Genomic DNA, 12,090 nt, shown 5'->3' on the forward strand with positions numbered 1-12,090 from the left:
ATGTGCGCGAACAGGGGTTGATCGGATAGCAAGGGGACCATGGCGGTCTTCGTCGCGCTCGGCGCGTTCCTGATGACGCTGGCCGGCGGCTGGACGGCACAGCGCGTGACCGACCGCCGCCATCTCGTCCTGGGCCTGGCCGGCGGCCTGATGCTGGGTGTCGTAGGCCTCGATCTGCTGCCGGAGGCGCTGCGCGCGGCGGGCCGCGAGGTCTTCGGCGTACCGGCCGCCCTGCTGCTCTTCGTGGCCGGCTTCCTCGTGGCCCATCTGGTCGAGCGCACGCTCGCCGCCCGCCAGGCCGCGCACGGAGCGGAGGAGAGCAACGGCCGCGCGCCCGAGGTCGGCCTCACGGCGGCTGCCGCGATGGTCGGCCACAGTTTCATGGACGGGGTCGCCATCGGCGCCGCGTTCCAGGTGGGCGGTGGCATGGGCACGGCGGTCGCGCTCGCGGTCATCGCCCATGACTTCGCGGACGGCTTCAACACGTACACGATCACGAGCCTGTACGGGAACGCCCGCCGCAAGGCGATCGCGATGTTGTTCGCGGACGCGGCGGCCCCGGTGGCCGGCGCCGCCTCGACGGCGTTCCTGACCATCCCGGCCACGCTGCTCGGCGGCTATCTCGGCTTCTTCGGAGGCGTGCTCCTTTACCTCGCCGCCGCCGAGATCCTCCCCGAGGCCCACCACGAACACCCCGCGCCCGCGACCCTGTTGTGCACGGTCGCGGGGGCTGCGTTCATCTGGCTGGTGGTAGGCCTCGCGGCCTGAGCTTTGGGGCGTCACAGTTTCCCGCCCCGCCCGCCCTCGCGCCGCGCGGGTGCGATGAGCGTCGACAGATAGGGCAGCGGCTCCCCGTCCAGCTCGGCGGCCGTCCGGATCGACTCCTCGGGCAGCCCGAGTGCCGACCCCCACACCGCGTCCTCGATCCGCCCGGTCTCCCGCAGCGCCTCGGCGACCTCGCCCGCCTGCCGCCCGAACTTGTACGCCACGACCGTCCCCGGCCCGGCCAGCGCGTCCTTGAGCACCGCGGACCCGGCGGTCACCGGCACGAGCGTGAGCGGCTCGGTCCCTTCGGTGAGTACGGCCCCGGAGCGCGCGGCGAGATCCTGCATGGCGGTGATACCGGGGACGGTCTCGACCACGACCCCCGGCACCAACTCCTCGATGGTCAGGGCGAGATAGGTGAAGGTGGAGTAGACGTTCGGGTCCCCGATGGTGGCGAACGCGACGACGTCGTGCGCGGCGAGCAGCTCGGCGACCTTCGCCCCGGCGGCATCCCAGGCGGCCTCCCGCCGGGCGCGGTCGGTCCGCTCGTTGAGCGCGAAGACGACGCGGAGAACCTTCTCCTCCGGGACGTAGTGCAGGACGGTAGCCTCGGCGCGCCCCCGCTCCCCGGTGTCCATCACTGGTACGACGACGACATCGGCGGCCCGCAGAGCGTTGACGCCCTTGACGGTCACCAGCTCCGGATCGCCGGGACCCACCCCGACTCCGATCAACCTGCTGCTGCTCATGACGTCCGGCACCTCTCCACGAACCGACGGGCCACACCGGGCTCGGCCGCCCAGTGCGTGTGCAGATAACTCGCGTGCACACCCTGTTGTACGAAACCTTCGACCCGCCGCTCGGGTGCGCGCACTCCCCACGCGGGAGCCGCCCCCGAGCCGGGTTCGACGACGGTCCGGTGAAACTCGTGCCCGCGCATCCGCGTCCCGGCCACGGCCAGCACGCTGTCGCTCAGCGCGACGGCGTCCCGGTAGCCGAGTGTCAGCCGCTCACTCATCCGCGCGGTGGCATCCAGCACCCCGCACATCGGCCGACCGTCCAACTCCCGGCACAGATACAGCAGTCCGGCACACTCGGCGGCAACGGGTGCGCCACTCTCCGCGAGCGCCGAAACGGCCTTCCGCAACGGCTCGTTGGCGGACAACTCCGCGGCGTACACCTCGGGGAACCCGCCTCCGATGACCAACCCGCGCGTCCCGTCCGGGAGTTGTTCGTCCCGGAGGGGGTCGAATACGACGACCTCGGCACCGGCCGCGGTGAGGAGCTCGGTGTGCTCGGCGTAGGAGAAGGTGAAGGCGGGGCCGCCGGCTACGGCAACTCTTGAATGGGGTCGTGCACTCTCGGCCTGTCCGGCGTCTGAGGACGAGGCCCCTTCAGGGCCGAGGCGGGGGTCTGGGGGCGCAGCCCCCAGAGACGGGACGGGCAGGGGCGGCGGGGGCGAAGAAGCCAGGACCTCAGCCGCATCCCAAGCCGCACACGACAACGCACCGGCACTACGCGCCAGCGCGATCAACGCCTCCAGATCACACCCGGCGTCGACCTGCGCCCCCATCGCCGCAACAGCCTCAACCGCCGCGGCCCGCCGCTCGGCAACCGGCACCAACCCCAGATGCCGGGACGGCGTATCCACCTGCGGCGCCCGCCGCAACACACCCAGCACCGGCACCCCGGCGGAGTCCAACGCCTCCCGCAACAGCGCCTCGTGTCGATCAGACGCCACCTTGTTCAGGATCACGCCCCCGACCCGCACCTCCGGATCCCAGGACGCGAACCCGTGCACCAGCGCGGCGACGGACCGGGACTGCGAGGACGCGTCGACGACCAGCACGACCGGCGCCCGCAGCAACTTCGCGACATGGGCGGTCGACGCCAACTCCCCTTCGCCCGCGGCCCCGTCGAACATCCCCATCACGCCCTCGACGACGGCGAGATCGCACCCGCGCGCCCCGTGCGCGAACAGCGGACCGACCAACTCCGGCCCGCACAGATACGCGTCGAGGTTCCGCCCCACCCGCCCGGTGGCGAGCGTGTGGTACCCGGGGTCGATGTAGTCCGGCCCGACCTTGTGCGGGGACACGGCGAGCCCCCGCGCGGCGAACGCGGCCATCAGCCCCGTGGCGACGGTGGTCTTGCCGCTGCCCGAAGAGGGCGCGGCAATGACCAGCCGAGGCACGGAAGACATCACCACTCGATACCCCGCTGGCCCTTCTGACCGGCGTCCATCGGGTGCTTGACCTTCGACATGTCGGTCACGAGATCGGCGAAGTCGACGAGCTTCTCGGGCGCGTTCCGCCCGGTGATCACGACATGCTGGGTCCCGGGCCGGTTCCGCAGCACGTCGACGACCTCGTCCGTGTCGACCCAGCCCCAGTGCATCGGGTACGCGAACTCGTCGAGCACGTACAGCTGGTACGTCTCGGCGGCGAGATCCCGCTTGACCTGCTCCCAGCCCTCGCGGGCCTTCTCCTCGTTGTCCATTTGGGAGTCGCGCTGCACCCAGGACCAGCCCTCGCCCATCTTGTGCCAGTCGACGGTCCCGCCCTCGCCGGAAGCCCCCAGCACCCGAAGGGCGTTCTCCTCGCCGACCTTCCACTTCGCCGACTTGACGAACTGGAACACCCCGATCGGCCACCCCTGGTTCCAGGCGCGCAACGCCAGCCCGAAGGCGGCGGTGGACTTGCCCTTCCCAACTCCCGTATGCACGACGACAAGCGGCCGGTTCCGCCGCTGACGGGTCGTCAGCCCGTCATCCGGTACGACACTTGGCTGTCCCTGCGGCATTACGCGGCCCTCCTCTGTACGTCCTTGACCAGCCCGGCGATCGAGTCGGCCCGCAACTCGTCGAGCGTGACCGCCGTACCGTCCAGCTCACCGGCCAACTGCCGGGCCAGGCCCAGCCGTACGGGCCCCGACTCGCAGTCCACGACCACGGAGGCGACCCCGTCGGCCGCGAACAAGCGCGCCGCCCGCCCGGCCAGCGCGACGGGCTCCGGACCACCGGTGGCCCGCCCGTCGGTCACCACGACCACCAGCGCCCGCCGCGCGGGATCCCGCAACCGTTCCACCCGCAGCACGTCCCGCGCCTTCAGCAGCCCGGCCGCGAGCGGCGTCCGCCCACCGGTAGGCAACGACTCCAGCCGTACGGCGGCAGCGTCGACGGAGGAGGTCGGGGGCAGCGCCACATCGGCCGCGGAACCCCGGAAGGTCACCAGCCCCACCTTGTCCCGCCGTTGATACGCGTCGAGCAGCAGCGACAGCACAGCCCCCTTCACCGCGCTCATCCGCTGCCGGGCCGCCATCGACCCGGAGGCGTCCACGACGAACAGCACGAGGTTGCCCTCACGCCCCTCCCGCGTCGCCTGCCGCAGATCGTCCCGGCGTACGACGAGCCCACGCCCGGCCCGCCCACGCGCCAGCTGATGCGGTGCCGCCGCCTGCACGGTCGCCGCCAAGTGCAGCTTGGTGAGCGCCCCTTGGGGCCGCCGGGCCCCGGTGGTCCGCCCATGCTCGGTCCGCGCCCGCGAACGCCGCCCGGCGGCACCCTCACCGATCCCGGGCACACTCAACGCCTTGGCGCGGAAGGGCTCGGAGGCCCGTACGGGCTGCTGCTCACCGGAACCGGAAGGCTGCGGCTCCCCGCCCTCGCCGGCTTCCGGCTGCGCACCGGTGTCACCACCCTGAGGACCGTCAGAGTCCGAGGCCGGCGGCTGCCCACCACCCCCACCGGAGTCATCCGGCCCCGGATCATCATCTTCGGGCCCCTGCGACTGCTCCTGCTCGGCGAACTCCTCCAACGTGTCGTCGAGCTTGTTCTCGTCAAGTCCCGGCGCGTCAAAGGGATTTCGCCGCCTGCGGTGCGGCAGCGCGAGCAGCGCGGCCTGCCGTACGTCCTCGGCGAGCACGTCGGTCCGCCCGGCCCAGGCGGCCAGCGCGGTCGCGGTACGCGCCATCACGATGTCGGCGCGCATACCGTCCACCTCGAAGGCGGCACAGGTCGCCGCGATCTGCCGCAGCGCCCCGTCGCCCAGCCGCACGGACGGCAACAGCGCACGCGCGGCGATGATCCGGGCCCGTACGGAGGACTCCTCGTCCGCCCACCGCTCGGTGAAACCGGCCGGATCGTCGTCGTAGGCGAGCCTGCGCCGCACGACCTCGACCCGCTGGTCGGGCTCCCGCGAGGCGGCCACCTCGACGGTCAGCCCGAACCGGTCGAGCAACTGCGGTCGCAGTTCGCCCTCTTCGGGGTTCATGGTGCCGACGAGCAGGAAGCGCGCGGCGTGCCGGACGGAGACGCCTTCGCGTTCGACGTACGAGGCTCCCATCGCCGCCGCGTCCAGCAGCAGGTCGACCAGGTGGTCATGGAGGAGGTTGACCTCGTCGACGTAGAGGATGCCGCGGTGCGCGTCGGCGAGCAGGCCGGGCTCGAAGGCCTTGACGCCCTCGGAGAGTGCCCGCTCGATGTCGAGCGCTCCGACTAGCCGGTCCTCGGAGGCGCCGACCGGCAACTCGACCATGCGCGCCGGGCGTTGGGTGCCGGATCCGGTCTCGTGCGGGCCGTCCGGGCAGGCCGGGTCGGGTGCGGCGGGGTCGCAGGAGAAGCGGCAGCCGGGGACGACGGCGACCTCCGGCAGCAGCGCCGAAAGCGCGCGCACGGCCGTCGACTTGGCGGTGCCCTTCTCGCCGCGCACCAGCACACCGCCGACCGCCGGCGACACGGCGTTCAGCAGCAGCGCGAGCCGCAGATCGTCCTGGCCGACAACGGCCGTGAACGGAAAGGGAGTTGTCACTGGTCGTCGCCCTCCAGGTCGCCTTCGAGCTCCAGGTAGGTGGCCCGCAGTCGTTCCAGCGTGTCCGCGTCCGGCTCGGCCCACAGACCGCGCTCGGCGGCTTCGAGGAGCCGTTCCGTGATGCCGCGCAGTGCCCACGGGTTGGACTTCTTCATGAAGTCCCGGTTCTCCGGGTCGAAGACGTACTCGGCGCTGAGCTTCTCGTACATCCAGTCGTCGACGACCCCGGCCGTCGCGTCGTAGCCGAAGAGGTAGTCGACGGTCGCCGCCATCTCGAAGGCGCCCTTGTAGCCGTGCCGCCGCATCGCCGCCATCCAGCGGGGGTTGACCACCCGGGCGCGGAAGACCCGGTGCGTCTCCTCGCCTAGCGTGCGCGTCTTCACCTGGTCCGGAGTCGCGGAGTCGCCGACGTATGCCTCGGGGGAGGCGCCGGTGAGGTGGCGGACCATGGCGACCATGCCGCCGTGGTACTGGAAGTAGTCGTCGGCGTCGACGAGATCGTGCTCGCGGGTGTCAACGTTCTTGGCGGCCACGGCGATTCGCCTGAACGCCGTCTCCATGTCCCCGCGCGCCGCCTGTCCGTCGAGCCCGCGCCCGTAGGCGTACCCGCCCCACACCGCGTACACCTCGGCGAGGTCCGCGTCGCTGCGCCAGTTGCGCGCGTCGATCAGCGGCAGGAGACCGGCGCCGTACGCGCCCGGCTTGGAGCCGAAGATACGGGCCGTGGCCCGGCGCCGGTCGCCGTGTTCGGCGGTGTCCTCGTCGGCGTGCGCGCGGACGTAGTTGGACTCGGGCGGCTCCTCCAGCTCGGCCACCGCCCGCACCGCGTCGTCGATCAGCCCGACGACGTGCGGGAAGGCGTCCCGGAAGAAGCCGGAGATCCGCACCGTGACGTCGATGCGCGGCCGGCCCAGCTCCGTGACGGGCACGATCTCGAAGCCGGTCACCCGGCGCGAGGCGTCGTCCCAGACCGGACGGCAGCCCAGCAGCGCGAGGATCTCGGCGATGTCGTCGCCCTGGGTGCGCATCGCCGACGTGCCCCACACCGTGAGGCCGACGGACTTCGGGAACTCGCCGTTGTCCTGGAGGTACCGCTGCACGAGCGAGTCCGCCAGCGCCTGCCCGACCTCCCAACTCAGCCTGGACGGAATGGCCTTGGGGTCGACGGAGTAGAAGTTCCGGCCGGTCGGCAGGACGTTGACCAGACCTCGGGTCGGAGAGCCGGACGGACCCGCCGGGACATAACCGCCGTCGAGCGCGAGGAGGATGTGGTCGATCTCGTCGGTGGTGCGGGAGAGACGGGGGACCACCTCGTCACAGGCGAACTCCAACACCGCGACCGCGTCCGGGAGTTCGGCGCCGATGACGGCACGCACGAGCGCCGGGACGGCCGTGACGTCCCACTCCTGGGCCTCCATGCCCTCCGCGAACCGGCGGCACAGCTGCTCCAGCAGATCGATCGCGTCGGCGGCCGAACGGGCCGGTCCCTCGACGAGATCGCTCAGTTCCACCGGCACCTTCAGCGGCGCACCCGGCTCGGCGAGCAACTCCTTCTCGCTGAGCCCGAAATGGGCCGCCAGCGAGGCCCGCAGCCCCGGCAGCGCGTTGGCCTGCCCGCCCCAGACCTGCGAGGCGCGCAGCACGGCCAGCACGAGGTTCACGCGGGCCTCGCCGACCGGGCCGCCGCCGAGGATGTGCAGGCCGTCGCGGATCTGCACGTCCTTGATCTCGCACAGATAGCCGTCGATGTGCATCACGAACTCGTCGAACGCCGCGTCGTCCGGCTGGTCGTCCACATGCAGGTCGTGGTGCAGCTCGGCCGCCTTCACCAGCGTCCAGATCTGCGCACGGACGGCCGGTGCCTTCGTCGGGTCCAGGTCGGACACCAGGGCGTACTCGTCGAGGAGTTGCTCCAGCTTCGCCAGGTCGCCGTAGGTGTCGGCACGCGCCATCGGCGGCACCAGGTGGTCGACGACTGTGGCGTGCCCTCGCCGCTTGGCCTGGGTGCCCTCGCCCGGGTCGTTGACGATGAACGGGTAGATGAGCGGGAGTTCGCCGAGGACCGCGTCCGGCGCGCAGCCACCGCTGAGCCCAAGTCCCTTGCCGGGCAGCCACTCCATGGTGCCGTGCTTGCCCATGTGGATGATCGCGTCGGCGCCGAAGCTGTTGTCCAGCCAGCGGTACGCGGCCATGTAGTGGTGCGACGGCGGCATGTCGGGGTCGTGGTAGATCGCGATCGGGTTCTCACCGAAGCCGCGCGGCGGCTGGATCATCACGACGACGTTCCCGAACTGCAGGGACGCCAGCACGATGTCGTCGCCGTCGACATAGAGGTTGCCCGGCGGCTCGCCCCACGCGTCCAACATGCCCTGCCTGAGGTCGGGTTCGAGCCTGTCGAACCACGCCTGGTAGTCGGCGAGCGGCACGCGCGCGGGCGCGGCGGCCAGTTGCTCCTCGGTGAGCCATTCGACGTCATGGCCACCGGCGTTGATGAGCCGGTGGATCAACTCGTCGCCGTTGTCCGGGTGTTCGTCGACCCCGTATCCGGTGTCCCGCAGCGCGTCCAGCACCCGGATCGCCGAGGCGGGCGTGTCGAGTCCGACCGCGTTGCCGACGCGCGAGTGCTTGGTCGGGTAGGCGGTGAAGACGACCGCGAGCTTCTTCTCGGCGTTCGGCTTGTGCTTCAACTTCGCGTGCCGTACGGCGATTCCGGCGACCCGTCCGGCCCGCTCGGGGTCGGCGACGTAGACCGGGACGTCGTCCGGTCCCTGCTCCTTGAATGAGAAGGGGACGGTGATCAGCCGCCCGTCGAACTCGGGGATCGCGACCTGCATCGCCGCGTCCATGGGGGAGAGCGCGGCGTCGGACTCGTCCCAGGCGGCCTTGGACGACGTAAGGCAAAGCCCTTGCAGCACAGGCACGTTGAGGTCGGCGAGGGCGCCGATGTCCCAGGCCTCCTCGTCGCCTCCGGCCGAGGCCTGCGAGGCGTGCGTGCCGCCCGCGGCGAGGACGGTGGCGATCAGCGCGTCAGTCCGGCCGAGGATGTCGTACAGCCCGGAGTCGGCACCGCGCAGCGAACCGCAGTACACGGCAAGGGCGTTGGCGCCCTTCGCCTCGATCTGGTCGCACAGCGTGTCCACGAAGGCGGTGTTGCCGGAGAGGTGATGCGCCCGGTAGAAGAGCACGCCGACGGTCGGGCGGCCCTCGACGAAGGCCCGCTCGCCGTGGACGCCGAACTCGGGCATCTTCTGCGGCGCTTCGAAGCCCTCGCCCGTGAGCAGCACGGTGTCCGAGAGGAAGCGGGCGAGTTCGGTGAGGTTGTCCGGGCCACCCTCGACGAGATAGCGCAGCGCCTCCGCCACGACACCGGCCGGTACCGACGACTCGGCCATCAACTCCGCGTCGGGGACGGTCTCCCCGCCCAGCAGCACGGTCGGGATGCCCGAGGCCTTGAGCGCGGCGAGCCCGTCCTCCCAGGCGCGCTTGCCGCCGAGCAGTCGTACGACGGCGATGTCCGCGCCCGCGAGGAGCGCGGGCAGCTCCTCGACGGCGTCCACGCGGGACGGGTTGCCGATCCGGTACCCGGCGCCGGAGGCCCGGGCCGCCAGCAGATCCGTGTCGGCGGTCGACAACAACAACACTGTGCTCATGCGGGCGCTCCCGGTGGAATGAAAGGCAGTCCTTGTGGCGCGCCGGACTCGATGAGCCGCCACAGCGCGTCCGTGTCCGCGTGCTGTTCGATCAGGTCGCCGAGCCGGTCGAGCTGCTCCTCACGCAGCGCGGCGAACGAGGTGTCGGCGGCCGGCACGAACCGGCGACCCGCGGCGGCGGCCACCTCGCGCAGGAACGCCCGCCGGAACCCGTCCGACTCCAGCGAGCCGTGCCAGTGCGTACCCCAGGTCTGGCCGACCCGGCAGCCGTCCAAGAAGGGCTCACCGCCGGTGAGCTGGGCGACACCGTGGTGGATCTCGTACCCCTCCACCCGCTCGCCGAGGGCTTCGCCGACGGGCCGGGTGAGGGTCTTCTCGTGTGCGAACCGCACGCGCAGGGGCAGTACTCCGAGTCCGTCGACCGAGCCCCGCCGGCTCTCGACCTCGTCCTCGATGTGCTCGCCGAGGATCTGGAAGCCGCCGCAGACACCGAGGATCGGCCGTTCCTCCGCGGCCCTGCGGACTAGGGCGTCCGCAAGTCCCCGCTCCCGCAGCCACTCCAGCGCCTGCACCGTCCCCCGGGTCCCCGGGATCACGACGAGGTCGGCGTCGGCCAGCTCCTCCGGCCGGTCCACGAACCGCACCACGACGCCCGGTTCGGCGGCCAGGGCGTCCACGTCGGTGAAGTTGGACATGAGGGGGATCGCGCAGACGGCGACCCGCAGCACGTCCTCGCCGACCGGCGGCGCGGTGTTCGACTCACGGACGGTCCCGCGCAGCGAGATGCGCAGCCCGTCCTCCTCGTCGATCCCGAGCCCGTGCCGGAACGGCAGCACGCCGTACGTCCGCCGCCCGGTGAGGCCGAGGAGCATCTCCAACCCCGGTTCCAGCAGCGACACATCGCCCCGGAACTTGTTGACGAGGAACCCGGCGACGAGGGCTTGATCCTCCGGGCCGAGCAGCGCCACCGTCCCGAAGAAGGAGGCGAAGACGCCCCCGCGGTCGATGTCGCCGACGACGAGAACGGGCAGCCCGGCGTTGCGCGCGATGCCCATGTTCACGATGTCGGTCCGCCGCAGATTGATCTCGGCCGGACTGCCGGCCCCCTCGCAGATCACCGCGTCATACGTGCCCCGCAACTCGGCGAGACAGTCCAGCACGGTGCCGAGCAGCGCCTCCTGCCGCCCGCCGTGATAGCCGCGCGCGCTCATCTCGCCAACAGGCTTGCCCATGAGCACGACCTGACTGGTCCGGTCGCCACCGGGTTTCAACAGGACAGGATTCATCAGCGCGGTCGGCTCGATGCGGCACGCCTGCGCCTGCATCGCCTGCGCCCGCCCGATCTCGGCGCCCTCGCGCGTGACGAACGAATTCAGGGACATGTTCTGCGCCTTGAACGGCGCCACCTTCACGCCCTGCCGCACCAGCCACCGGCAGATCCCGGCGGTGACGACACTCTTCCCGGCGTCCGAGGTGGTGCCCGCGACCAACAGCCCGCCGCCGCTCATGACGTCCGTCCCTTCACCAGCAGCCGCACGGCGACACTGACTCCGAGCGCGAGCCAGCCGACGCGCCGGGACAGCCGTACGGCCCGGTCGATGTCCGCTACGGCGACGGCGCGCCCGGCGCCGTTCAGCACGGGCCGGTCCTCGACCCGGCCGCCGTAGGAGAGCGTCCCGCCCAGTCGCACGCCGAGGGCGCCCGCGAAGGAGGCCTCCACGGGACCGGCGTTGGGGCTCGGGTGCTTGGGGGCGTCGGAGCGCCAGGCGCGCACCGCTCCGCGCGGGTCGCCGCCCGCGACGGTCGCGAGGACGGCGGTGAGGCGGGCGCCCGGCCAGCCGGCGAGGTCGTCGAGGCGGGCCGAAGCCCAGCCGTAGCGGCGGTACTTGGCCGACTTGTGGCCGACCATGGCGTCCAGGGTGTTCACCGCGCGGAAGCCGAGCAGGCCCGGGACACCAGCGATGCCGCCCCACACCAGGGCGCCCACCACCGCGTCGGAGGTGTTCTCGGCGACGGACTCGACGACGGCCCGGGCGATCCCGTCGGCGTCGAGGGCCTGCGGGTCCCGCCCGCAGAGGTGCGGGAGCCGTGCCCGTGCTGCCTCCATGTCACCGGCCTCCAGCGCGCGCCCGATGACCCCGGCTTCGCGCGCGAGGGAGGTCCCGCCGACGACCGCCCAGGTGGCGGCCGCGGTGAGGGCGGCGGAGGCGGTACGGGACGGTCGTAGGGCCGAAGTCGCCACGGCGGCGAGGGAGACGGTGCCGCCCACGCACACGGCGGTGTGCAGGGCGCCCCAGCCTCGGTGGTCGCGCCACAGGACCTGTTCCACGGCACCGGCGGCACGGCCGAACGCGGCGACCGGATGCCCGCGGCGGGGATCGCCGAGCAGGTGGTCGCCGAGAAGGCCGGCGGCGGCGCCGTACGCGAAGACGCGATCGGCACGCATCGGCTCAGCCGGTCGCTGAGTCGGGACTTGCGCTGGTACGGGACCTCGAACGGCAGCCGAGCATGGCGATATGTCCTCACTCAGGGTGTCCACGCCCTGGTTCGACGAGACCGGCGGTGAGAGTTCCTGGCTCCCGGGGTTGTCTACCCCGGTGACAGTGGCGGGACCGCGCCGGATTCGCACCGGCTTCCTCTCCTGCCGCCGTACATGGCTCCGGCAGTCCACCACGGGGTTGGAAGGGGCGTCAACTTGCTGTTGACCTGCGGGGGAGGAGTGTGCTGATACCCACACGTCCGCCTTCGGCGGGGCGCGAAAACGTGGGGTGGGGGGGGGGGTGGGGGGTCGCCGCCCCCCCCCCGCCCGCCGACGGGGCGCGGGCCGCCCCCGCGTGGGTCGGAGGGAGAGACCCCCCCCCCCCCCC

General features: G+C 72.0%; 8 protein-coding genes and 1 riboswitch. Of the genes, 1 reads left to right on the forward strand and 7 read right to left on the reverse strand.

Features of this window, described 5'->3' with window-relative positions; translation table 11 throughout:
• The first annotated feature begins 39 nt into the window (after positions 1-39).
• Complete coding sequence (locus tag ACFXC1_RS14465; RefSeq protein WP_381242575.1) at positions 40-768, forward strand: ZIP family metal transporter; 729 nt, start codon at positions 40-42, stop codon at positions 766-768.
• Positions 769-779: 11 nt separating this feature from the next.
• On the opposite strand, the gene cobI is transcribed toward ACFXC1_RS14465, so the two are convergent.
• Genes cobI through ACFXC1_RS14500 form a run of 7 tightly spaced genes read right to left on the reverse strand, consistent with a single transcriptional unit; the run spans position 780 to position 11,669 of the window.
• Positions 780-1,526 (reverse strand): precorrin-2 C(20)-methyltransferase, encoded by a 747-nt coding sequence (gene cobI, locus ACFXC1_RS14470; protein WP_381242577.1) that lies wholly within the window; start codon positions 1,524-1,526, stop codon positions 780-782.
• Positions 1,511-2,968 carry a cobyrinate a,c-diamide synthase gene (locus ACFXC1_RS14475; RefSeq protein ID WP_381242579.1) on the reverse strand — a complete coding sequence of 486 codons (1,458 nt, stop codon included), beginning with the start codon at positions 2,966-2,968 and terminating at the stop codon, positions 1,511-1,513. The genes cobI and ACFXC1_RS14475 overlap by 16 nt, the downstream gene beginning before the upstream one ends.
• The gene (gene cobO / locus ACFXC1_RS14480) at positions 2,968-3,567 is read right to left on the reverse strand and encodes a cob(I)yrinic acid a,c-diamide adenosyltransferase (RefSeq protein ID WP_381242581.1); all 600 of its coding nucleotides are present in this window, start codon (positions 3,565-3,567) and stop codon (positions 2,968-2,970) included. Before cobO ends, ACFXC1_RS14475 begins: the two co-directional genes overlap by 1 nt.
• A complete protein-coding gene (locus tag ACFXC1_RS14485) occupies positions 3,567-5,573 on the reverse strand; it encodes a putative cobaltochelatase (protein ID WP_381242583.1) in 2,007 nt (668 codons plus the stop codon). Before ACFXC1_RS14485 ends, cobO begins: the two co-directional genes overlap by 1 nt.
• Positions 5,570-9,223, reverse strand: a complete 3,654-nt coding sequence (gene cobN, locus ACFXC1_RS14490) for a cobaltochelatase subunit CobN (protein WP_381242585.1) — start codon at positions 9,221-9,223, stop codon at positions 5,570-5,572. Before cobN ends, ACFXC1_RS14485 begins: the two co-directional genes overlap by 4 nt.
• Complete coding sequence (locus ACFXC1_RS14495) at positions 9,220-10,731, reverse strand: cobyric acid synthase (protein ID WP_381242587.1); 1,512 nt, start codon at positions 10,729-10,731, stop codon at positions 9,220-9,222. Before ACFXC1_RS14495 ends, cobN begins: the two co-directional genes overlap by 4 nt.
• Positions 10,728-11,669 carry a cobalamin biosynthesis protein gene (locus ACFXC1_RS14500; protein WP_381242589.1) on the reverse strand — a complete coding sequence of 314 codons (942 nt, stop codon included), beginning with the start codon at positions 11,667-11,669 and terminating at the stop codon, positions 10,728-10,730. The genes ACFXC1_RS14495 and ACFXC1_RS14500 overlap by 4 nt, the downstream gene beginning before the upstream one ends.
• A 101-nt stretch (positions 11,670-11,770) precedes the next feature.
• A riboswitch (cobalamin riboswitch) is annotated at positions 11,771-11,910 on the reverse strand.
• Positions 11,911-12,090: the final 180 nt, after the last annotated feature.

Source organism: Streptomyces hokutonensis (assembly GCF_042751305.1).
GTDB classification, from domain to species: domain Bacteria; phylum Actinomycetota; class Actinomycetes; order Streptomycetales; family Streptomycetaceae; genus Streptomyces; species Streptomyces hokutonensis_A.

What these genes read in the sequence shown, in the direction of transcription:
- ACFXC1_RS14465 (WP_381242575.1), top strand. Translation starts at nt 40, where the DNA reads ATGGCGGTCTTCGTCGCGCTCGGCGCGTTCCTGATGACGCTGGCCGGC.
- ACFXC1_RS14475 (WP_381242579.1), bottom strand. Translation starts at nt 2,968, where the DNA reads ATGTCTTCCGTGCCTCGGCTGGTCATTGCCGCGCCCTCTTCGGGCAGC.
- cobO (WP_381242581.1), bottom strand. Translation starts at nt 3,567, where the DNA reads ATGCCGCAGGGACAGCCAAGTGTCGTACCGGATGACGGGCTGACGACC.
- cobN (WP_381242585.1), bottom strand. Translation starts at nt 9,223, where the DNA reads ATGAGCACAGTGTTGTTGTTGTCGACCGCCGACACGGATCTGCTGGCG.
- ACFXC1_RS14495 (WP_381242587.1), bottom strand. Translation starts at nt 10,731, where the DNA reads ATGAGCGGCGGCGGGCTGTTGGTCGCGGGCACCACCTCGGACGCCGGG.
- ACFXC1_RS14500 (WP_381242589.1), bottom strand. Translation starts at nt 11,669, where the DNA reads ATGCGTGCCGATCGCGTCTTCGCGTACGGCGCCGCCGCCGGCCTTCTC.